18 protein-coding genes are annotated in these 22,254 nt (G+C 71.4%); 13 read left to right on the forward strand and 5 right to left on the reverse strand.

What is annotated here, in order from left to right:
* Window positions 1-1,249: (Fe-S)-binding protein (locus QC282_RS28745; protein ID WP_279552507.1), on the reverse strand; the 1,249-nt coding region annotated here is incomplete at its 3' end.
* Between the two features lie 264 nt (window positions 1,250-1,513).
* Between QC282_RS28745 and QC282_RS28750 the strand changes: the two genes are divergently transcribed.
* The 7 genes from QC282_RS28750 (at window position 1,514) to QC282_RS28780 (ending at window position 9,582) form a co-directional block, all read left to right on the forward strand.
* Entirely contained in the window at window positions 1,514-2,542 is a 1,029-nt protein-coding gene (locus tag QC282_RS28750; RefSeq protein WP_279552508.1) for an MraY family glycosyltransferase, read from the forward strand.
* A 93-nt stretch (window positions 2,543-2,635) separates the two neighbouring features.
* The gene (gene dnaK / locus QC282_RS28755) at window positions 2,636-4,498 is read left to right on the forward strand and encodes a molecular chaperone DnaK (protein ID WP_279552509.1); all 1,863 of its coding nucleotides are present in this window, start codon (window positions 2,636-2,638) and stop codon (window positions 4,496-4,498) included.
* Complete coding sequence (gene grpE / locus QC282_RS28760) at window positions 4,495-5,181, forward strand: nucleotide exchange factor GrpE (protein ID WP_279552510.1); 687 nt, start codon at window positions 4,495-4,497, stop codon at window positions 5,179-5,181. Before dnaK ends, grpE begins: the two co-directional genes overlap by 4 nt.
* Before the next feature lie 36 nt (window positions 5,182-5,217).
* Window positions 5,218-6,399: a molecular chaperone DnaJ gene (gene dnaJ, locus QC282_RS28765; RefSeq protein WP_279552511.1), complete on the forward strand. Its 1,182-nt coding sequence runs from the start codon at window positions 5,218-5,220 to the stop codon at window positions 6,397-6,399.
* A gap of 5 nt (window positions 6,400-6,404) precedes the next feature.
* The gene (locus tag QC282_RS28770; protein WP_279552512.1) at window positions 6,405-6,857 is read left to right on the forward strand and encodes a heat shock protein transcriptional repressor HspR; all 453 of its coding nucleotides are present in this window, start codon (window positions 6,405-6,407) and stop codon (window positions 6,855-6,857) included.
* A 364-nt stretch (window positions 6,858-7,221) separates the two neighbouring features.
* The gene (locus tag QC282_RS28775; protein ID WP_279552513.1) at window positions 7,222-8,343 is read left to right on the forward strand and encodes a sugar ABC transporter substrate-binding protein; all 1,122 of its coding nucleotides are present in this window, start codon (window positions 7,222-7,224) and stop codon (window positions 8,341-8,343) included.
* Between the two features lie 201 nt (window positions 8,344-8,544).
* Window positions 8,545-9,582: a helix-turn-helix transcriptional regulator gene (locus QC282_RS28780; protein ID WP_279552514.1), complete on the forward strand. Its 1,038-nt coding sequence runs from the start codon at window positions 8,545-8,547 to the stop codon at window positions 9,580-9,582.
* Between the two features lie 22 nt (window positions 9,583-9,604).
* Here the strand turns inward: QC282_RS28780 and QC282_RS28785 are convergent, their stop codons facing one another.
* Complete coding sequence (locus QC282_RS28785) at window positions 9,605-10,603, reverse strand: helix-turn-helix transcriptional regulator (RefSeq protein ID WP_279552515.1); 999 nt, start codon at window positions 10,601-10,603, stop codon at window positions 9,605-9,607.
* A 37-nt stretch (window positions 10,604-10,640) separates the two neighbouring features.
* Window positions 10,641-11,654, reverse strand: coding sequence for a helix-turn-helix transcriptional regulator (locus tag QC282_RS28790; RefSeq protein WP_279552516.1), 1,014 nt, complete (start codon window positions 11,652-11,654; stop codon window positions 10,641-10,643).
* Between the two features lie 296 nt (window positions 11,655-11,950).
* Here QC282_RS28790 and QC282_RS28795 point away from each other — a divergent pair, with 296 nt between their 5' ends.
* On the forward strand, window positions 11,951-12,286 hold the full coding sequence (locus QC282_RS28795; RefSeq protein WP_279552517.1) for a hypothetical protein: 336 nt from the start codon (window positions 11,951-11,953) through the stop codon (window positions 12,284-12,286).
* 163 nt (window positions 12,287-12,449) lie between these two features.
* On the opposite strand, the gene QC282_RS28800 is transcribed toward QC282_RS28795, so the two are convergent.
* Window positions 12,450-12,902 carry a TIGR03618 family F420-dependent PPOX class oxidoreductase gene (locus QC282_RS28800; protein ID WP_279552518.1) on the reverse strand — a complete coding sequence of 151 codons (453 nt, stop codon included), beginning with the start codon at window positions 12,900-12,902 and terminating at the stop codon, window positions 12,450-12,452.
* A gap of 159 nt (window positions 12,903-13,061) precedes the next feature.
* Here QC282_RS28800 and clpB point away from each other — a divergent pair, with 159 nt between their 5' ends.
* Window positions 13,062-15,659, forward strand: a complete 2,598-nt coding sequence (clpB, locus tag QC282_RS28805) for an ATP-dependent chaperone ClpB (RefSeq protein ID WP_279552519.1) — start codon at window positions 13,062-13,064, stop codon at window positions 15,657-15,659.
* Between the two features lie 143 nt (window positions 15,660-15,802).
* On the forward strand, window positions 15,803-16,339 hold the full coding sequence (locus QC282_RS28810; protein ID WP_279552520.1) for a YbjN domain-containing protein: 537 nt from the start codon (window positions 15,803-15,805) through the stop codon (window positions 16,337-16,339).
* Window positions 16,340-16,426: 87 nt separating this feature from the next.
* Here the strand turns inward: QC282_RS28810 and QC282_RS28815 are convergent, their stop codons facing one another.
* Window positions 16,427-17,611 carry a pyridoxal phosphate-dependent aminotransferase gene (locus QC282_RS28815; protein WP_279552521.1) on the reverse strand — a complete coding sequence of 395 codons (1,185 nt, stop codon included), beginning with the start codon at window positions 17,609-17,611 and terminating at the stop codon, window positions 16,427-16,429.
* A gap of 868 nt (window positions 17,612-18,479) precedes the next feature.
* Here QC282_RS28815 and QC282_RS28820 point away from each other — a divergent pair.
* The 3 genes from QC282_RS28820 (at window position 18,480) to QC282_RS28830 (ending at window position 22,205) form a co-directional block, all read left to right on the forward strand.
* Window positions 18,480-19,079: a DUF2617 family protein gene (locus tag QC282_RS28820; protein WP_279552522.1), complete on the forward strand. Its 600-nt coding sequence runs from the start codon at window positions 18,480-18,482 to the stop codon at window positions 19,077-19,079.
* A 334-nt stretch (window positions 19,080-19,413) separates the two neighbouring features.
* Complete coding sequence (locus QC282_RS28825; RefSeq protein ID WP_279552546.1) at window positions 19,414-20,997, forward strand: polyamine aminopropyltransferase; 1,584 nt, start codon at window positions 19,414-19,416, stop codon at window positions 20,995-20,997.
* Window positions 20,998-21,242: 245 nt separating this feature from the next.
* Complete coding sequence (locus tag QC282_RS28830; RefSeq protein WP_279552523.1) at window positions 21,243-22,205, forward strand: SRPBCC domain-containing protein; 963 nt, start codon at window positions 21,243-21,245, stop codon at window positions 22,203-22,205.
* The last annotated feature ends 49 nt before the right edge of the window (window positions 22,206-22,254 follow it).

Below are 22,254 nucleotides of genomic sequence, written 5' to 3' on the forward strand. Positions count from 1 at the left end.
GCATGTCGACGATGTGGTCGACGTGCTCGATGTCGACGGGGCACTGCTCGACGCAGGCGCCGCAGGTGGTGCAGGACCACAGCACGTCGGGGTCGATGACGCCGTTGTCGCCGGCGGTGCCGATCAGCGGGCGTTCGGCCTCGGCCAGCGCGGCGGCGGGCACGCCCGTGAGCTGTTCGGGGGTGGCTTTCTCGTCGCCCTCCATGGTCTTGCCGCCGCCGGCCAGGAGGTAGGGGGCCTTGGCGTGGGCGTGGTCGCGCAGCGACATGATCAGCAGCTTCGGCGACAGGGGCTTGCCGGTGTTCCACGCCGGGCACTGCGACTGGCACCGCCCGCACTCGGTGCAGGTGGAGAAGTCCAGCAGGCCCTTCCAGGAGAACTGCTCGACCTGCGAGACACCGAACACGTCGTCGTCACCGGGATCGGTGAAGTCGATCGGCTTCCCGCCCGACGTCATCGGCAACAGAGCGCCCAGCGCCGTCGAGCCGTCCGCGTTCCGCTTGAACCAGATGTTCGGGAACGCCAGGAACCGGTGCCAGGCCACACCCATGTTCGTGTTCAGCGAGACCACGATCATCCAGATGAACGACGTGCTGATCTTGATCATCGCGAACAGGTAGACGAGGTTCTGGAGCGTGGTGACGCCCAGCCCCTTGAAGGCGAGGACCAGCGGGTACGAGGCGAAGTACCCGGCCTCGTAGTGCTCCACGTGGTGCAGCGCGCCCTCCAGGCCGCGCAGTACGTAGATCGCGAGGCCGATGGTGAGGATGACGTACTCGACGAAGTACGCCTGGCCCGCCTTGGAGCCCGCGAAGCGGGACTTGCGGCCGGGGCGTGACGGCAGGCTCAGCAGGCGGATCACGATGAGCACGGCGATGCCGAGGATCGTCATCACGCCGATGAACTCGATGTACAGCTCGAACGGCAGGAAGTCGCCGATGACCGGCAGCACCCAGTCGGCCCGGAACAGCTGGCCGAACGCCTGGGCCAGGGTCGGCGGCAGCGTCAGGAAGCCGACCGCGACGAACCAGTGGGCGATGCCGACGACGCCCCAGCGGTTCATCCGGGTGTGGCCCAGGAACTCCCGCAGCAGGGTCACACTGCGCTGGTAGGGATTGTCCGTCCGGCTGCCGGCCGGTACCGGCTGGCCCAGCCTGAAGTACCGGACGAACTGACCGACGGCGCGCGCGAGCAGCGCAACGCCGACCACGGTCAGGACCAGCGACACGATGATCGCGGCGAGTTGCATTTCGGGGCTCCTCGGGCCTGCGAGGGGTGGTTCGAGGGGATCTGTCGAGCGTTTCGAGCGGTGTGTGGGGCTGGCTGGGTTTCGCCGTTACTAAGCGGTAACTTGCCCAGTCCGTCTGAGGCTACCCCGATCCTCCGTCGCACTGTAGTCAGGCGGGCGGTGATCTGTGTCGCTGAGGCGGCCCTGACCGGGTGGCGCCCGCGCCACGCCGACCCCATCATGCCATTCGTCATAAATCGTGACATTCGGCTTAGCTTGGACATCGTGCTCTACGGAATCGTCGCCGCCGCCCTCGCCCTGGCCCTCGCCGCCGTGCTGACCGCTCTTCTGCGTGCCCCCGCCCTGCGTCTCGGCGCCGTCGATCGGCGCAGGCAGCGGCCGGTTCCGCTGTCCGGCGGCACGGCCGTCGCCGCCGCCACCGCGCTGGTCGCCGGGATCGGGGACTGGACCGGACTCGCGCCGCTCGGGGAGGGGGTCGGCCGGCTGCTGGCCGCCGCGGTCGGCGTGGCCGTGCTGGGGCTCGCCGCGGACCTGTGGCGGCTCGGCACCCGCTTCCTGCTCGCCGGTACGGCCGTCGCCGCGGCGCTCGTGGTGCCGTACGCGGAGACCGGCATCGCGGGCGGTGTCCTCGCCGTTGGCTGGATCGTGTTCGTCGCCGTCGCCTTCAAGGGGCTGGACCACGCCGACGGGCCGGCCGGCGCGGTCGGGACGCTGGCCGCCTTCGGGGCGGGCGCGTGTGCCGCCGCCGAGGTGATGGACGGGCTCGCGACGCTGCTGAGTGTGCTGGCGGCGGCCCTGACCGGGTTCCTCATGCACAACTGGCCGCCCGCGCGGGCCGGACTCGGTGCGGGCGGCGCCCTGTTCGTCGGTTTCCTGCTCGCCGGGGGTCTGGTCGTCACGCGGGCCGGGCAGGACCTCGTGACGAGTGCCGGGGTGCTGTTCGCGCTCACCGCGGTGGCGTCGGCCGACGCCGTGCTCGTCCTGCTCTCCCGGCGACTGGCCGGGCGGCCCCTGCTGCGGCGCGGCCCCGACCATCTCGCGCACCGGTTGCGGCGGCTCGGGCTGACCGCGCAGGGTGCGACCGTGCTGCTCGGCATCGGCGGCGGGGCCGGGGTACTCGCCGGGGTGCTGGTGCAGACCGGCGCGGCGGGTGAGGGTGCCGTGCTCTGGGTGGCGGCGGTGGCCGCAGTCGTCGTTCTGGCACTGTTGAGGGTTCCGGTCCCCGGGCCTCGGCGGCGATCTCCGGTGACGTCTTCGCAGGTAGCAGCGCGGTTGCGTGTAAGGAATGGATAAGAGTTGAGTCCGTCCGACTCAGGTCTGTTGACCCAGCGGTGAGCCTCGTGCACACTTGAGCCTGTTCCACTCAAGTCAGCTGGAGGAATCACCATGGCACGTGCGGTCGGCATCGACCTGGGCACGACTAACTCCGTCGTCAGCGTTCTGGAGGGCGGCGAGCCCACCGTCATCACCAACGCCGAGGGCGCCAGGACCACGCCGTCCGTCGTCGCCTTCGCCAAGAACGGCGAAGTCCTCGTGGGTGAGGTGGCCAAGCGCCAGGCGGTCACGAACGTGGACCGGACCATCCGCTCCGTCAAGCGCCACATGGGCACGGACTGGAAGATCCAGCTCGACGGCAAGGACTTCAACCCGCAGCAGATCAGCGCCTTCGTGCTGCAGAAGCTGAAGCGGGACGCCGAGTCCTACCTGGGCGAGAAGGTGACCGACGCGGTCATCACCGTCCCGGCGTACTTCAACGACGCCGAGCGCCAGGCCACGAAGGAGGCGGGCGAGATCGCCGGCCTGAACGTGCTGCGCATCGTCAACGAGCCGACGGCCGCCGCCCTGGCGTACGGCCTCGACAAGGACGACCAGACGATCCTCGTCTTCGACCTCGGTGGCGGCACCTTCGACGTCTCGCTGCTGGAGATCGGTGACGGCGTCGTCGAGGTGAAGGCCACCAACGGTGACAACCACCTCGGTGGTGACGACTGGGACCAGCGCGTCGTGGACTACCTGGTCAAGCAGTTCCAGTCCGGGCACGGCGTGGACCTGTCCAAGGACAAGATGGCCCTCCAGCGCCTCCGCGAGGCCGCCGAGAAGGCCAAGATCGAGCTGTCCTCGTCCACCGAGACCTCGATCAACCTGCCGTACATCACGGCGTCCGCCGAGGGCCCGCTGCACCTGGACGAGAAGCTCACCCGCGCCCAGTTCCAGCAGCTGACCGCGGACCTGCTGGAGCGCTGCAAGACCCCGTTCCACAACGTCATCAAGGACGCCGGCATCTCCATCAGCGAGATCGACCACGTCGTCCTCGTCGGCGGCTCCACCCGTATGCCCGCCGTCGCCGAGCTCGTCAAGGAGCTGACCGGCGGCAAGGAGGCCAACAAGGGTGTGAACCCGGACGAGGTCGTCGCCATCGGCGCCTCGCTCCAGGCCGGTGTCCTCAAGGGCGAGGTCAAGGACGTCCTGCTCCTCGACGTCACCCCGCTGTCCCTCGGTATCGAGACCAAGGGCGGCATCATGACCAAGCTCATCGAGCGCAACACCACGATCCCGACGAAGCGTTCGGAGATCTTCACGACGGCCGAGGACAACCAGCCGTCGGTGCAGATCCAGGTCTACCAGGGCGAGCGCGAGATCGCGGCGTACAACAAGAAGCTCGGGATGTTCGAGCTGACCGGTCTGCCCCCGGCGCCGCGCGGCGTCCCGCAGATCGAGGTGTCCTTCGACATCGACGCCAACGGCATCATGCACGTCACGGCGAAGGACCTCGGCACCGGCAAGGAGCAGAAGATGACCGTCACCGGCGGCTCCTCGCTGCCGAAGGACGAGGTCGACCGCATGCGCGAGGAGGCCGAGCGCTACGCGGAGGAGGACCACAAGCGCCGCGAGGCCGCCGAGACCCGCAACCAGGGCGAGCAGCTCGTCTACCAGACCGAGAAGTTCCTCAAGGACAACGAGGACAAGGTCCCCGGTGACGTCAAGACCGAGGTCGAGGAGGCCCTCGCCGAGCTGAAGGAGAAGCTCAAGGGCGAGTCCGCCGAAGGTGACAACACCGCCGAGATCCGCACCGCCACCGAGAAGGTCGCCGCCGTCTCGCAGAAGCTGGGCCAGGCCATGTACGCCGACGCCCAGGGCGCGCAGGCCGCGGGCGGTGCCGAGGACGCGGGCGCCGGCCAGGCCAAGACCGACGACGACGTCGTGGACGCCGAGATCGTCGACGACGAGCGGAAGGACGGTGCCGCGTGACGGAGGAGACCCCGGGCTTCGACGAGCAGCAGCCCGACGTCCCCTCCGGCGCCACCTCCGACGACGCCGAGCCGAAGGCCGCCTCCCCCTCCCCGGAGGAAGGGGCGGCCCCGGCCGGGGACACGGGCCAGACGGCGGCCCTGGTGGCCCAGCTCGACCAGGCGCGTTCCGCGCTCGGTGAGCGCACCGCGGACCTCCAGCGGCTGCAGGCCGAGTTCCAGAACTACCGCCGACGGGTCGAGCGCGACCGGATCGCGGTCCGGGAGATCGCCGCGGCGAACCTCCTGACCGAGCTCCTGCCCGTGCTCGACGACATCGGCCGCGCGCGGGAGCACGGCGAACTGGTCGGCGGCTTCAAGTCCGTCGCCGAGTCGCTGGAGACCGTCGCGGCGAAGATGGGCCTCCAGCAGTTCGGCAAGGAGGGCGAGCCCTTCGACCCGACGATCCACGAGGCCCTGATGCACTCCTACGCGCCGGACGTCACCGAGACGACCTGCGTGGCGATCCTGCAGCCCGGGTACCGCATCGGCGAGCGCACCATCCGCCCCGCGCGGGTGGCCGTGGCCGAGCCGCAGCCCGGCGCGCAGACGGTCAAGCCGGCCGAGGAGAGCGCGCAGGCCGACAAGGCCGAGGCGGCCGAGCAGCCGGACGACAAGGAGAGCGGTGGCCCGGACGAGGGCTGACGTCACAACCGAGGCAGGAGAGGAGGGACGTCGGGGATGAGCACCAAGGACTTCATCGAGAAGGACTACTACAAGGTCCTCGGCGTCCCCAAGGACGCCACCGAGGCCGAGATCAAGAAGGCGTACCGGAAGCTCGCCCGCGAGTTCCACCCGGACGCCAACAAGGGCAACACCAAGGCGGAGGAGCGCTTCAAGGAGATCTCCGAGGCGAACGACATCCTCGGCGACCCCAAGAAGCGCAAGGAGTACGACGAGGCGCGCGCCCTGTTCGGCAACGGCGGCTTCCGCCCCGGGCCGGGCGCCGGAGCGGGCGGCTCCTTCAACTTCGACCTGGGCGACCTGTTCGGCGGCCAGGGCGGGCAGGGCGGCCAGCCCGGCGGCTTCGGCGGCGGGCTCGGTGACGTCTTCGGGGGCCTGTTCAACCGGGGCGGCACGACCACCGGTCGTACGCAGCCGCGGCGCGGACAGGACGTGGAGTCCGAGGTCACCCTCAGCTTCACGGAGGCGATCGAGGGCGCGACGGTCCCGCTCAGGATGTCCTCGCAGGCGCCCTGCAAGGCCTGTTCGGGCACCGGCGACAAGAACGGCACGCCGCGCGTGTGCCCGACCTGCGTCGGCACCGGTCAGGTCGCGCGGGGTTCCGGCGGCGGCTTCTCGCTCACGGACCCCTGCCCGGACTGCAAGGGCCGCGGCCTGATCGCCGAGGACGCCTGCGAGGTCTGCAAGGGCAGCGGTCGCGCCAAGTCGTCGCGCACCATGCAGGTCCGCATCCCGGCCGGGGTCGCGGACGGGCAGCGCATCCGGCTGCGCGGCAAAGGCGCGCCGGGTGAGCGCGGCGGTCCGGCGGGCGATCTGTACGTGGTGGTGCACGTCGACTCCCACCCGGTGTTCGGCCGCAAGGGCGACAACCTCACGGTGACCGTGCCGGTCACGTTCGCCGAGGCGGCCCTCGGCGGCGAGGTCCGGGTCCCGACCCTGGGCGGTCCCGCGGTGACGCTGAAGCTGCCGCCGGGCACCCCCAACGGGCGCACGATGCGCGCCCGGGGCAAGGGTGCGGTCCGCAAGGACGGCACCCGCGGGGACCTGTTGGTCACCGTGGAGGTGAGTGTTCCGAAGGACGTGTCGGGGAAGGCTCGTGAGGCGCTCGAGGCGTATCGAGAGGCGACCGCGGGTGAGGACCCGCGGGCGGAGCTGTTCCAGGCCGCGAAGGGAGCTTGATGGAGATGGACGGCCGTCGACGCAACCCGTATCAGCTGACCGAGGACACCCCGGTCTACGTCATCTCGGTGGCGGCCCAGCTCTCCGGCCTGCACCCGCAGACACTGCGTCAGTACGACCGTCTGGGGCTGGTGTCCCCGGACCGCACCGCCGGCCGGGGGCGCCGTTACTCGGCCCGTGACATCGAGCTGCTCCGTCAGGTGCAGCAGCTGTCGCAGGACGAGGGCATCAACCTGGCGGGCATCAAGCGCATCATCGAACTGGAGAACCAGGTCGCCGCGCTCCAGTCCCGCGTGGCGGAGCTGCAGGCGGCGCTGGACGGCGCCGCCGCGACCATGCGTCAGCGCGAGGCGGCGGTGCACGCGTCGTACCGGCGCGATCTGGTGCCGTATCAGGAGGTCCAGCAGACCAGCGCGTTGGTGGTGTGGCGGCCGAAGCGGCAGCAGCCCTCGGACTGAGCGCGCGCGTTTTCCGAAGGGACCCCGGAGGCTTGTCCTCCGGGGTCCCTTTCGTTCTGGTGGGAAGTTGGCCGAGTTTGTTCGGTCGTCCGGGCGGCGTACGGCCGGCGGCGAGCGGGTTTCATGATCACGACTCGCGTCGAATGGGTTGGTTGTACGGTTAACGACCTCGCTTCCGGGCGCCGTTCGCTCAACAACCGGTGAAGAGAGGTTGCAGGTTGTGCCCCTGCGTCTTCACGTCGGACACGGAACGTGCTGTTGCCATCTCGTTAAGTGGTTCTGCTTGACGCTGAGGGGCGGTGGCGCGTTGGCTTTTCAGTCACTCGGGTAGCAAAGCTGCGCCCGCGTCCGGAAGACACCAGAAGTGAGCACCCGTATGCGTCGTATCGCCATATCCGTGGCCGCGTCCACGATGACCCTCTCGCTGGCCGCCTGTGGTGCGCTGGGCGCGTCGGGCGGCAGCGACGACGCCAGCCCGGCGAAGGGCAACGACATCACCGTCGGGCTGCTGCTGCCGGAGAAGGCGAACACGCGTTACGAGCAGTTCGACTACCCCATCATCAAGAAGAAGGTCGCCGCCCTGACCCGGGACCAGGGCCGCGTCCTGTACGCCAACGCCGAGGCGGACGCCGCCAAGCAGGCGAGCCAGCTGCAGGAGATGATCGACGACAAGGCCGACGTGATCCTGCTGGACGCGGTCGACGCGCACGCCATCGCGGACGGCGTGGAGAAGGCCAAGGAGGCGGGCATTCCGGTCATCGCCTACGACCGGCTGGCCGAGGGGCCCATCGACGCGTACATCTCCTTCGACAACGAGCTCGTCGGCGAGGTGCAGGGCCGCACGCTGCTGGAGGCCCTGGGCGGCAACTCCGGCGGCTCCACGCAGATCGTCATGATGAACGGCTCGCCCACGGACCCGAACGCCAAGCAGTTCAAGGCGGGCGCGCTGTCCGAGCTGAACGGCAAGGTGAAGATCGCCAAGTCCTACGACACCGAGGGCTGGAAGCCGGAGAACGCCCAGGCGAACATGACCAAGGCGATCAACGAGCTCGGCGCGGCCAACATCGCGGCCGTCTACTGCGCCAACGACGGCGTCGCGGGCGGCGTCATCAAGGCGCTGGAGGCCGCGGGCGTGACCGATCTGCCGCCGGTCACCGGCCAGGACGCCGAACTGGACGCCGTGCAGCGGATCGTGTCCGGCGAGCAGTACATGAGCGTGTACAAGTCCTACCCGCAGGAGGCCGAGAACGCGGCCGAGATGGCCGTGGCGAGGGTCCAGGGGCGGGACATCCAGTTCGACGCCCTGACCCGGGACAGCGTCGACAGTCCCACGCACAAGAACATTCCGGCGCAGCTCGTCCCCGTGGTGGCCCTGACGCAGGACAACATCAACGACACCGTCGTCGCGGACGGCATCTACGAGGTGTCCGACATCTGCACCGCCAAGTACGCGAGCGCCTGCGCCAAGATCGGCCTCAAGTCCTGACCCGCCGAGGGCGCCATGGCGCTCAGGGCTTGTCCTGAATGCACCCGCCAGCTTGTTGCAAGGCCTCCTTCCTGAGGTGCCGAAATACCACCGTGAAACGGTGCTTTCCGGCGTTCGGCGCAGGAGGAGCCGTGTTGCGGACCACGTTCGGTGCGCGCATAGTTGCGCTGCGGAAGAGCTGAACCGGGGGTGGGATGGGCGATGACCGGGCACGGGACGGACGAGCATCCACACGGTGCTGACCGACTGTGCGATGCCGGGGATCGCGTGTACTCCCGGGCCGTACGTCGCGGCCGGGTGCCGCGCCACGACGCGGAACCGGTGCCCTGCCTCCTCGACCTGGCCCTGCTGCACCCGGACCCCGACGACATGGACTGGCTGGTGCCGACGGCACCCCAGGAGGTCATGACCCGGCTGCTGCGCGGCGTCTACGACGAGGTCCGGGCGAGCCAGCGCCGGGTGGGCTCGGTGGTGGCCGCCGTCGAGTGGTACGCCGGTCTGGGCCGCCGCCCCGCGTCGTCACCGCCGGCCGGGGAGGGCACCGCGATCCGCGTCCTGGACGGGCTGTCCCGCATCCAGGCGGCCATGGACGAGGCGACGCAGGCCTGCACGGCCGAGGTGCTGACCGTGCAGCCCGGCGGCATCCGGCCCGAGCACGAGCTGGCGGAGGGCCTGCACCGGGCGTTGGAACTGCGCGGGCGCGGCGTGCGGATGCGGGACCTGTACACGCACGTGGCACGGCACGGGCAGGGACTGCTGAACTACCTGGAGCTGATGGGCGACGCGGTCGAGGCACGCACCCTGGACGAGGTGATCGACCGGCTCATCCTGTTCGACCGGACGGTGGCGTTCATCCCCGCCAATTCCGACCGCACGATGGCGCTGGAGCTGCGCCATCCGGCGCTGGTGGAGTACCTGGGCACGGTCTTCGAACGGTTGTGGCGCCTGGCGCTGCCGCTGACCGCGCCGCTGCCCGACACCGGCATCGAGGGCATCTCGCACCGGGAGCGGTCGATCGCCGCGCTGCTGGCGGAGGGCCACCAGGACGCGGTCATCGCCGAGCGGCTGGGCATCAGCGTCCGGACGTGCCGCGCGCACATCGCGCGTCTGTCGGAGACGCTGGGCGCGGCGAGCCGTACCCAACTCGGCGTGCGCATCGCGCAGGTGGGCCTGGACGGCCCGCCGCACGCGGAGCCCGTGGTGCGGGTGCCCGGTCAGGGGTCCCGTACCGCGCGCTGAGGCGGCCGGGCGGCAGGCGCCGTCAGCCTTCCGTGCCCTGCTGGTCGAGGATTCCCGACCGGCCGATGAGGTAGCCGAGTTGGGCGCGGCTCTCGCTGCCGAGGGTGGCGGCGAGCTTGGCGATGTGGACGCGGGCGGTGCGGACGTTCATGCCGAGGCGCTCGGCGATGACGGCGTCGGTGTGGCCCTCCACGAGCAGCGCGGCGATGGTGCGCTGGCGGGCGGTGATGCCGTTGAGGGTGGGCTGCTGGACGTCCTGCGGGTACATCGGGGTCGCCAGCCGCCACAGCCGGTCGAAGGCGGTGGCGAGGTAGGAGACCAGCGCGGGGTGGCGGACCTCCAGGGCGAGCAGGCTCTCCTTGTCGGCCGGCAGGAACGCGACGTCGCGGTCCACGAGGATGAGCCGGTCGGGGATCTCGTCCAGGGTGCGGGCCTCGGCGTCGCCGCGCAGCCGTTCGTAGCGTGCCCGGACCATGGGCAGGTGGCGCTGGGTGTGCTGGTAGAGGGTGCGGATGCGGCCGCCCCGGTCGAGCAGCGCCTGGTCGCGGTCGAGGGACACGGCCTGGGCCGCCTCGCCCCGGCGGCCGGTGTAGTGGGCGTTGGGCTGGATGCAGAGCAGTTCGCTGGTGGTGTCGGCCATCGCCTCCGTGATGGCCTGGTTGATCCGGGCCGTGCCGCTGAGCACGCGGATCGCCGGGCTGTCCGTGCCGGCGGGGCCGCTGCCGCCGATCCGCATCAGCGCGGCGAACGTCTCCGCGAGCCGTTCCTCGCGCCGCCGTTCGTCCGCTATCCGTTCCTGGGAGCGGCGCAGGAGCCGGTGCAGGGCGACGGCCGGCGCGACGGGTTCCATCCTGCTCAGGTCGTCGACGGCCGGGTGCAGCAGGCCGAAGTCGACCAGGCAGGGCGCGCGGTGCGCGTCCCCGGCCGGTACGTGCCCCTCCCGCAGGGCTCTTTCGTACAGCTCTGTTCCTTCGGAGCACAGGTCTTCCACGCCGTGCTCCGGGTGGGGCGCCGACGTCACTCGGTAGCTCCCTCCTGTCCGGGGGGTCGCCCCGGGATCAGTGATTCTTGTCGAGTATCCCGGACTGCGCGATGAGGTAGCCGAGCTGGGCCCTGCTGCCGCTGCCGAGGGCCGAGGCGAGCTTGGCGATGTGGGCCCGGCAGGTGCGGACGTTCATGCCGAGGCGGCGGGCGATGGCCTCGTCGACGTGGCCCTCCACGAGCAGTTTGGCGATGGAGTGCTGGATGTCGGTGATGCCGTCGGGGTCGGTCTCGTAGGGGGTGCCGGCCTGGAGCGGTACGGCGCGGCCCCACATGAACTCGAAGACCTTCACCAGGTAGCGGACCAGGCCCGGGTGACGCAGTTCGAGGGCGACCTGCCGGTCCTCGCGGACGGGGATGAAGGCGACGGTCTCGTCGCAGATGATGAGGCGTTCGACGAGTTCGTCGATGGTGCGGTACTCGACCTTGCCCTCGGTGAACTGGTCGACGTAGGCGAGCCGGTCGGGCAGGAACCTGGCCGTGTGCTGGTAGAGGGTGCGGATGCGCACACCGCGTTCGATGAGCGGCTTGTCGCGCTCCAGGGCCTCCAGGAGCCGGTTCTCGGGGCTGCGCCGGCCGCTGGGCTGGACCGTGAGGACCTCGGTCCGGCACTGGGCGGTGGCGAGGTCGAGCGCGGCGTTGATGCGGTCGAGGCCCTCCAGGACGGTGATGGAGTGGGTGGGGGCGGTCTCCTGCGTGCTCAGGGCCAGGAACGGTTCGAAGACCTCGGTGAGCGCGATGGACTGCCGCCGGTGTTCGGTGATCTCGCGCTCGATGGGGTGCAGCCGCTGCGCCAGGGCCACCGAAGGCGGAACCGGGCGCAGCCAGTTCGCGTCGTCGGGATCCGGGTGGAGCAGCGCGAACTCCATCAGGCACGGAGCAGGCTCGACATCCGCCCGCAGGATGCGGCCCGTGCGCAGGGCGTGCGCATACAGACGGCCGCCCTCCTCGCACAGCTCGGTTACCGCATGGTGATGTGTCTCCTTAGTCCGGTTTATTGTCAAATCTCCACCCCCCAGGGTCCTGAACATGCAGGAACATGATGCACCGATCGTGTGGCCATTACGTGCCTGAATGAGCCATCGTCTTATCCGACGGGGGAATGAGGGGACCTTCAAGTGAGGACGAAGCCGACTATGAGTAAGAGAATGCTTCGCTCGGTACTTGTTGCCGCCTTCTCCGCCGTTGTGGCCTTCGGAACGCTGGCTGGCCTCTCCGGTGCGAAGAGCGACGTGCACAAGGCGGGAGCTGCTCAGTCTGTGACTGTCGAGACGGCCGGCGGTGAAACGCAGGACAGCCCTCTCGACACCAGGTGGGACTGATCGCGATGACCACACCGCCCGACGACCGGTCCTTCCGCCGCGAAATGGCCTCCGCCTACCGCTCCGGCTGGCACTTCATCGATCTGGCCACCGCCATCCCCCACAGCGGTGACTCGCTGATGGTGACCGTGTTCGGTGAGCCGGTCGTCGTCACGCGGGACGAGGACGACGACGTCCGGGCATACCGGTGTCTGCGCCGGCCCCGGGGCGCTCCACAGCCCGTGCGGTGTGCCATCCGGTACGGAATGATTTTTGTGAACCTCGACCAGCGGGACCACCAGCTGGCGCAGTCGGAGGCCACCGACTCGAGGACCATCTCGGCCACCCCCCGCAGTGCCTGACGCGATTCCCCCGTCGCAGTAGATCGCGCAGGTGCTTCCCCCCGCAGCGGCGTCACCGTGACCTGAACACGGTGACGCCGCTGCAGTTTGTGGCGCGTGTGGTGGGCCGGCCCGTCGTCGTGGCCGGAACCGGCGGTCGGCGGCGCCGATTCTTACCGTGCTCTCACCGGGGCCGCCGACCTGTTTCCGGCCCGCGCCGTTCCCCGCGTCCCATGGCCCGCGTCAGTTCGATCTCGATCACCACGCGCAGCGGGTTCGGCGACGGCTCCCGGCCGTAGCGCTCGGCGTAGCGGCGTTCCGCCTCCGCCACCCGGTCCGGTTCCGTACGGACCCTCGCGCGGCCCTCCAGCGTCGCCCAGCGCCGGCCGTCGACCTGGCACACGGCGACCGGGGCGCCGTCGGGGCCCGCCGCCCGCACATGGGCCGCCTTCGCGCTCGTCCCGCTCGTGATGACCCGGGCGAGCCGCGCCCCGGGGTCGTAGGTGACGCCCACGGGTACTACGTGCGGGGTGCCGTCCGGGCGCGGGGTCGTCAGCGTGCACAGATGCCGCTCGCGCCAGAAGGCGAGGTACGACGCGTCCGGTTTCCCGGGATCCACGGAGTAGGTGGCGCTCATGGTGCCGAACCTAACTCTCCCGCCGGGCGTCGCGGTCCGGGGGTCTCCCGCATCGTCCTTGAGTGGAATAGACTCAACTTTGTGTACGCTGACTATGTCAGGACGGACATGGGCCGGGAGACGTGACACACGGCTGACGCACAGGAGGAGAACGGACACGTGGACGCCGAGCTGACCAACCGGAGCCGGGACGCGCTCAACGCGGCGAGCAGCCGCGCCGTGACCGAGGGGCACCCCGACCTCACCCCCGCTCACCTGCTCCTCGCTCTGCTCCAGGGGCAGGAGAACGAGAACATCACCGACCTGCTGGCCGCCGTCGACGCCGACCAGGCGGCCGTCCGCGCCGGCGCGGAGAAGATCCTCGCCGGACTGCCCAGCGTGACCGGGTCCACCGTCGCGCCGCCCCAGCCCAACCGCGAGCTGCTCGCCGTGGTCGCCGACGCGCAGGCCCGCGCGCGGGAGCTCGGCGACGAGTACCTGTCCACCGAGCACCTCCTCATCGGCATCGCCGCGAAGGGCGGAGCCGCCGGTGACGTACTCTCCGGGCAGGGCGCCACCGCGAAGAGGCTGCTGGACGCCTTCCAGAGGGCGAGGGGAGGGCGCCGCGTGACCACGGCCGACCCCGAGGGCCAGTACAAGGCGCTGGAGAAGTTCGGCACCGACCTCACGGCCGCCGCGCGCGAGGGCAGGCTCGACCCGGTCATCGGCCGGGACACCGAGATCCGCCGCGTCGTGCAGGTGCTGTCCCGCCGCACCAAGAACAACCCCGTCCTCATCGGCGAGCCCGGCGTCGGCAAGACCGCCGTGGTCGAAGGGCTCGCCCAGCGGATCGTGAAGGGCGACGTGCCCGAGTCGCTGAAGAACAAGCGCCTCGTCGCGCTGGACCTGGGCGCGATGGTCGCCGGGGCGAAGTACCGGGGCGAGTTCGAGGAGCGGCTCAAGACCGTCCTCGCCGAGATCAAGGACTCCGACGGGCAGATCATCACGTTCATCGACGAGCTGCACACCGTCGTCGGCGCCGGCGCGGGCGGCGACTCCGCCATGGACGCCGGCAACATGCTCAAGCCGATGCTCGCCCGCGGCGAACTGCGCATGGTCGGCGCCACCACCCTGGACGAGTACCGCGAGCGGATCGAGAAGGACCCGGCGCTGGAGCGGCGCTTCCAGCAGGTGCTGGTCGCCGAGCCGTCCGTCGAGGACAGCATCGCCATCCTGCGCGGCCTGAAGGGCCGGTACGAGGCCCACCACAAGGTGCAGATCGCGGACGCGGCGCTGGTCGCGGCGGCCACCCTGTCCGACCGGTACATCACCTCCCGCTTCCTGCCCGACAAGGCCATCGACCTCGTGGACGAGGCGGCGTCCCGGCTGCGCATGGAGATCGACTCCTCACCCGTCGAGATCGACGAACTCCAGCGCGCCGTCGACCGGCTGAAGATGGAGGAGCTGGCCCTCAGCAAGGAGACCGACCAGGCCTCCAAGGAGCGCCTGGAGCGACTGCGCCGCGACCTCGCCGACAAGGAGGAGGAGCTGCGCGGCCTCAACGCCCGCTGGGAGAAGGAGAAGCAGTCCCTCAACCGGGTCGGTGAGCTGAAGGAGAAGCTGGACGAACTGCGCGGCCAGGCCGAACGCGCCCAGCGCGACGGCGACTTCGACACCGCCTCCAAGCTGCTGTACGGCGAGATCCCCGCCCTGGAGCGCGACCTGGAGGCCGCCTCCGAGGCCGAGGAGGAGGTCACCCGCGACACCATGGTCAAGGAGGAGGTCGGCGCCGACGACATCGCGGACGTCGTCGCCTCCTGGACCGGCATCCCCGCCGGGCGGCTGCTGGAGGGCGAGACGCAGAAGCTGCTGCGCATGGAGGACGAGATCGGCAAGCGGCTCATCGGGCAGCGCGAGGCCGTGCGCGCGGTGTCGGACGCGGTGCGCCGCAGCCGCGCCGGGATCGCCGACCCGGACCGGCCGACCGGCTCGTTCCTCTTCCTGGGTCCGACCGGCGTCGGCAAGACCGAACTCGCCAAGGCGCTCGCCGACTTCCTCTTCGACGACGAGCGGGCGATGGTCCGCATCGACATGTCGGAGTACAGCGAGAAGCACAGCGTGGCCCGCCTCGTCGGAGCCCCGCCCGGCTACGTCGGCTACGAGGAGGGCGGCCAGCTCACCGAGGCGGTGCGCCGCCGCCCGTACAGCGTGGTCCTGCTGGACGAGGTGGAGAAGGCCCACCCCGAGGTCTTCGACATCCTGCTCCAGGTGCTGGACGACGGCCGGCTGACGGACGGTCAGGGCCGCACGGTCGACTTCCGCAACACGATCCTGGTGCTCACGTCCAACCTGGGCAGCCAGTTCCTGGTCGACCCGATCAGCAGCGAGGCGGAGAAGCGGGAACAGGTCCTGGAGGTGGTCCGCGCCTCCTTCAAGCCGGAGTTCCTCAACCGCCTGGACGACCTCGTCGTCTTCTCGGCGCTGGCCAAGGACGAGCTGAGCCGGATCGCCCGGCTCCAGATCGACGCGCTCGCGAAGCGGCTCGCGGAACGCCGGCTCAGCCTGGAGATCACCGACGAGGCACTGGCCTGGCTCGCCGACGAGGGCATGGACCCGGCGTACGGGGCACGCCCGCTGCGCCGCCTCGTCCAGACCGCCATCGGCGACCGCCTCGCCAAGGAGATCCTCTCAGGCGAGATCAAGGACGGCGACACGGTCCGCGTCGACCGCGCCGGCGACGACCTGATCGTGGGGCCGGCCGGCGGGAAGACGCTCTGACGCCGCCGTACGCCCGGCGGCCCCCGGCCACACTTGGACCCGATCGAGCGGGGCCTGTTCTGAGCGACAGACCCCGGCGGGGCTTGCCACCCCCCTCCCCGGATGAGGGAGGATGGCGGGATCCGTACGAAGGGAAAATCACGGTGAGCATCGACCCGTCCTCGATTCCGAACTTCGGGGGCCAGCCCGAGCCGCAGCCCCAAGGACCGGCGGGCCCCGTCGTGCCGGATCAGGACCTCGTGAAGCAGCTCCTGGAGCAGATGGAGCTGAAGTACGTCGTCGACGAAGAGGGTGACCTCGCGGCGCCGTGGGAGCAGTTCCGTACGTATTTCATGTTCCGCGGCGAGGGTGACCAGCAGGTCTTCTCCGTCCGGACGTTCTACGACCGGCCCCACAAGATCGACGAGAAGCCCCAGCTGCTGGAGTCCATCGACGACTGGAACCGCCGGACCCTGTGGCCCAAGGTCTACACGCACACCCACGACGACGGCACGGTCCGCCTCATCGGCGAGGCCCAGATGCTGATCGGCATGGGCGTGGGCCTGGAGCACTTCGTCTCGTCCACGGTCAGCTGGGTGCGGGCCGCCATCGAGTTCGACAAGTGGCTCGTGGAGCAGCTCGGCCTTGAGCAGGAGGTCAACGAAGCGGACAAGCCCGAGGGAACCGAGGACGGCGAGTAGACAGCCGCCCAGGCCCTCAGAAGCCCGGCCAGGGCGCCGACCGTCACGGTCGCGCGCCGGGGCCGGGCTTCGGCCGTTTCGGGCCGTCTAGAGGGCCGCCAGGCGCTTGGCCGCCTCCTGGAGCACCTCGGTCCGCTTGCAGAACGCGAACCGGACGAACGGCGCGCCCGCCTCCCGGTGGTCGTAGAACACCGCGTTCGGGACGGCGACCACCCCGGCCCGTTCCGGCAGGGCGCGGCAGAAGGCGAGGCCGTCCGTCTCGCCGAGCGGCCGGATGTCGGTCGTGACGAAGTAGGTGCCCGCCGGCCGGAACACCCGGAACCCGGCCTCCGCCAGGCCCGCCGCCAGCAGGTCCCGCTTGGCGCGCATGTCGTCCCGGAAGCCCGTGAAGTACGACTCCGGCAGCGCCAGCGCCTCGGCCACCGCGTACTGGAACGGGCCCGCCGAGACGTACGTCAGGAACTGCTTCGCCGACCGCACCGCCGCGACCAGGGGCGGCGCCGCCGTGATCCAGCCGACCTTCCACCCCGTGAACGAGAACGTCTTGCCGCTGGAGCTGATCGTCACCGTGCGCTCGCGCATCCCCGGGAAGGACGCGAGCGGCACGTGCTCGGCGTCGTCGAAGACCAGGTGCTCGTACACCTCGTCCGTCACCACCAGCAGATCCCGCTCCACCGCCAGCTCCGCGACCGCCGCGAGCTCCGCGCGCGTGAGGACGGTGCCCGTCGGGTTGTGCGGGGTGTTGATCAGCAGCAGCCGGGTCCGGTCGGTGACGGCGGCGCGCAGCTCGTCCAGGTCCAGCGTGAAGCCGTCGCCGTCCGGGCGCAGGGTGACGGGCACGCGCGTGCCGCCCGCCATGGCGATGGACGCCGCGTAGGAGTCGTAGTACGGCTCGAGGGCGATCACCTCGTCGCCGGGCTCCAGCAGCGCGAGCAGCGAGGCGGCGATCGCCTCGGTGGCCCCGGCCGTGACCAGGACCTCGGTGTCCGGGTCATACGACAGCCCGTACCGGCGCAGCTGGTGCGCAGCGACCGCGGTGCGCAGCTCGGGGACGCCGGGGCCCGGCGGGTACTGGTTGCCGCGCCCGTCCCGCAGGGCCCGTACGGCGGCCTCCCTGACCTCCTCGGGGCCGTCGGTGTCGGGGAAGCCCTGGCCGAGGTTGATCGCCCCGGTGTGCAGGGCGAGGGCGGACATCTCGGCGAAGATCGTCGTCCCGAACTCGGCGAGCCGGCGGTTGAGGAGGGGGCGCGCGCTGGAGGTCATGCGGGTCATCCTGCGCCGAAGCTCTGGAGTTCCTCAACTCTGCTTTGGCCGCGATCGGGGGCGGGCATCCCCGTGTCACGCAACGAGCGAGGCGCCCACGGGGGGCCGCTTCGGGGGAAACGGAAGGAGGGTGGCGCCATGGTCATCGGCATCATCCTGGGGATCGTCTTGCTGTTCGTGGTGGTCGCGGTGGTCATCGGGGTGGCCGTCAACCGTGCGGCGACGCCGGCGACGCGGGTCGGCTCGCGGTCCACTCGCGGGCGGGGCGGCAGCAGCAGCGGCAGCAGCGACTCGAGCTGGTGGGTGGCCGCGTCGGCGGGGGACGCCGGATCGTCCGGCGGTCACGACGGGGGCGGCGGAGGAAGCTCCTGTGGTTCGTCCTCGGGCGGCTCGTCGTGCGGAGGCGGGTCGTCCTGCGGGGGTGGGGGCGGCGGCGGATGCGGCGGAGGCAGCTGACACGGGGCAGCCGAGCTCCGGCAGGGGGAACGCATCCGGTCGACGGGGCCCGTCCTGGGACGGGCCCCGGCACGACGGGACCCTCACTGGGTCGGGTCCCGTCATGAGCGTCCGCCGGGAACAGCTCCCGGCGGACGCTCGCGCGCCCCGGCGTGCGCCTTGACGCAAAGGGCGCACGCCCTGGTTGAACACCTGAACTGAGTAGCCCCCTGAGGGATGGAAACCAACCGAAGTTGGGTAAAAACGCTGTGGCGCCGCCGCAGTTCATGATTCCCTCTAAAACACCAACGCAGCCCCAAGTGCCGTCCGCGGACCTTTTCCCGACCGGCCGACCGGGCTCAACCGGGCCGACTTCCCCGGTGTGACCGGGGGCGCGCGGGACCTGCACCCACCTCTCCACGTGTGCCAGCGGAGCCGTTCCATGCTCACGACCCTGAACACCTCCTACACCGACACGCGCGCGGCCGACCTCGCCTGGACCCTGGGGCGCGAGCCCCTCCCGGCGCTGGCCACGCTCGACCTCGAACTGGACGCCGCCACAGTCCAGTTGAGGCTGCTCGGCGCATCCCACCAGGTTCTTCTGGAGGAGGAACGGGGCACCTGCTCGGAGACGGTGGCCTGCATCCCGGGCAGCAGCACACCCCTGCCGCTGGGCGTCGCCAAGCGGGTGGGCGACTGGGAGTACGAGTTCGCGGCCCGGGTGGAGGTGTTGTCGCCGGGCGCGTTCGCCGGCCGCGCCCAGGAGTTGCTGGCCCTGGTCTCGGACCATCCGCAGGGCCTGGCCGGCGTCTTCCCCGGAAGCCCGCACGCCTTCACGGCGATGCTGGCCAACCGCCGGCAGGGCCAGGTCACTTGGCGCACCTGGCACGCCTATCCGCAGGACGGCCAACTGGTCTCGACGCGCACCCGTGTGGGGGTGCGGGTGCCGTCGGGCCCGGCGGGCCCCGCGGATGCGGCGGGCGCGGCGGGCTCCGCGGGCCGGGGGCGGGAGCGCGGCCGGCTCAGCCCGTCCGCCGTCTGATCCGACCGGTGCGACGGACCCCGCCGTCCGGTCCGTCCGGTGCGTCCGGTGTGATGGACCCCCGCCGTCCGGTCCGTCCGGTGTGACAGGGCAACGGCACTTCAAACGTTCGGTGACCGGGCAACGGGCATTTCCACACGTGTGGGTGACGAGACGTGCCCGAGAAGTAACGTAACGTCACAGCGTGATCGATCCGTCCACACGCACCCCGTCGGACCTCCCGCCGTGGACATACGGGGGGCCCGACGGAGTGTGCGGCGGAGCCCACGCGCCCCAGGGACCCGAACCGCCCGGCGGACCCGGCACCTGCGAGCGGTGCGGCCCGGCGGTCCCGCTGCCCGTCCGGCCGGACACGGGACGGTTCCTCGTCCTCGCGTGCGTGTTCGTGTGCGCTGCCTGCGGACTCGTGTACGAACTCGAACTCGTCGCCGTCGCCTCCTACTTGATCGGCGACTCGGTCACCCAGGCGTCCGTCGTCCTGTCCGTCATGGTCTTCGCGATGGGCGTCGGCTCCCTCGCCGCCAAACGGCTGCGCTGGCACGCCGCCGCGGGATTCGCCACCGTCGAGGCCGTGCTCGCCCTCGTCGGCGGGTGCAGCGCGATGGCCCTGTACGCGGTCTTCGCCTGGACCGGCGGCTGGGGCGGGCTGTGGGCCGACGGGCCGCGCTGGCTGCTCGTCGCGTTCTCCCTCGCCATCGGCCTGCTGATCGGCGCCGAAGTCCCGTTGCTGATGGAGCTCATCCAGCGCGTCCGCCGGCAGGACGCGGGCGGCGCCGTCGCCGACCTGTTCGCCGCCGACTACGTCGGTGCGCTCGTCGGAGGACTGGCCTTCCCCTTCCTTCTCCTGCCGTTCCTGGGCCAGTTGACCGGGGTGCTGCTCACCGGCGCGGTCAACGTCGTCGCCGGGGGCGCCCTGGTGCTCGGCCTGTTCCACCGGGACCTGACCCGCCGGGCCCGCCGGGTGCTGCTGACCGTCAACCTCACCGTGCTCGCCGTCCTCGCCTCCGCCACCGTCCTCGTCGACGACTTCGAACGCGCAGCCCGGCAGGCCGTGTTCGGCGAGCACGTCCGCGTCGCGCTGCGGACCGACGTCCAGGAGGTGGTCCTCACCGGCGGCACGCACGGGCGGCCCCTCGACCTGTTCGTGGACGGGCGGCTGCGGATCAGCGGCCGGGACGAGCGCCGCTACCACGAGGCGCTGGTCCACCCCGCGATGGCTGCCGGCCCCCACGCGCGCGTGCTCGTCCTCGGCGGCGGCGACGGCATGGCCGCCCGTGAGGTGCTGCGCCATCCGGACGTGCGCCGGGTCGACATCGTGGAGCTCGACCCGGGGCTCGTCCGGCTGGCCTCCCGAGACCCGGCCCTGACCCGGCTGAACGGCCACGCCTACGACGACCCGCGCGTCCACGTCGTCACCGCCGACGCCTTCCGGCGGCTGCGGACGGCGCCCACGACGACGTACGACGTGGTGATCTCGGACCTGCCGGACCCGGGCATCACGGCGAGCGCGAAGCTGTACGCGCAGGAGTTCTACGGGCTGGTCGGGCGGGCGCTGGCCGACTCCGGGCGGCTGGTCGTGCACGCCGGGTCGGTCTCCGCGCGGCCGAAGACGTTCTGGACGGTGGAGGCGACGGTCCGGGCCGCCGGGCTGCGCACCGTGCCGTATCTGGTGGGCGGCCGTGACTCGGGATTCGCGGCAGGCCCCGACCGTACGGCCTCCGATGACGACGACGCGCCCGGCGACTGGGGCTTCGTGCTGGCCGCCCGCACGCGCCCGCCGCTGCGCCTCGACCCCGACGGCCCCCGCGCGGGCACCCTCACGCCGGAGTCGCTGCGCGGAAACGCCCGCGCCGCCGCCCGGACCCGTCTGACGGGCCTGCCGCCGTCGACCCTGATGCACCCGCGCTACGCGAACTGACCCGCGCCACGGAAACTGCCCCGCGCGGCCTCGTGCGTGGACGGCGCGGGGTGTGGTGGCGTGCCGCGCGGTGTCGTGCGTGGACGGCGTGGGACGTGATGGTGCCCCGCGGCCTCGTGCGTGGACGGCGCGTGCCGTTGACGGGGCCGGTCGCGGCGGGCCGCTGACTGCCCGTCCGGAGCGGGACGTGACTTCGTGCCGACGGAAGGGTGCAGTTCGCCGCCGACTGGGTAGGCTCCGTCGACATGGAGCACGAGGTGTTCGTTCCGTTTCCGGCCGAGCGGCTCAGGCGGGCGCTGGCCGACCCCGCGCGCGTCGCCCGGGCGGTTCCCGGGCTCCAGCAGGACGCCGGCGCCGAGCCCGTCACCGGGCGGCTGAAGCTGCGCATCGGCAGCCACTCCATCACCTACCGCGGCTCCGTCCGGGTCACCGCACAGGACGACGGCGCGTACGCGATCGAGGGCGACGCCACCGAGTCCCGCGGCTCCGGTGCGGCGAAGCTCGCCCTCACGGTCCGGGTCCGCGACACCGACGGCGGCACCACCCTCGCCTTCGCGGGCACGGCGTCCGCGGACGGGCGGGTCACGGAGCTGCCGCAGGACGCGGTCACGTCGGCCGTCCTGCGCCTGCTGGACCGCTTCGCGGAGCACCTGGGCGAGGCGGCGGGCGGGGAACCGACGGCGCCGACCGCCCCGCCGGCCCCGGAAACGCAGGAGACACCGGAAACGCCCGGGTCCGTGGCCACGGAGCACCTCGAACCGACGGCGACCGGCGACTCCGGGGCGGCGCCGGACGCGGAGGACGCGCCGGTGCCGGCCGAGCCGGGTGAGGCCGCGGCCGACGACGCCCGGCCCGCCGCGGAGCAGGCCCCCGGGGACGACGCGCGCGCGTCCGTGTTCGACGCCCAGGTGCCGCCGCCGTCGCTCGACCCCGAGGCCGACGACGAGGACGACGACGAGTCCGACGACGCCGTGACGGCGGCGCCGATCGACGGCGAGGGCATCGCCGAGGCCGCGCACGCGCGGCGGACGATGATCGGGCGCAGCGCCGAGGAGGTGGACCACGCTCCGCCGCGCGGCCGGTACGCGCCCGTCCCCGGCCCGCAGAGCGTCGCCGCGCAGACCCCGCTGCGCTGGGCGGCCCCGGCGGCGGCCGTGGTGCTGGCGTCGGCGATCCTGGTCGGCCGGGTGCTGCGCAGACGCCGGTGAGGCCGTGCGCCGGTGGCGCGGCCGGACACGCCCTCTTGATCACCCCAGT

It is taken from the genome of Streptomyces sp. DH24, assembly GCF_029813775.1.
In the GTDB taxonomy this organism is placed as follows: Bacteria; Actinomycetota; Actinomycetes; order Streptomycetales; family Streptomycetaceae; genus Streptomyces.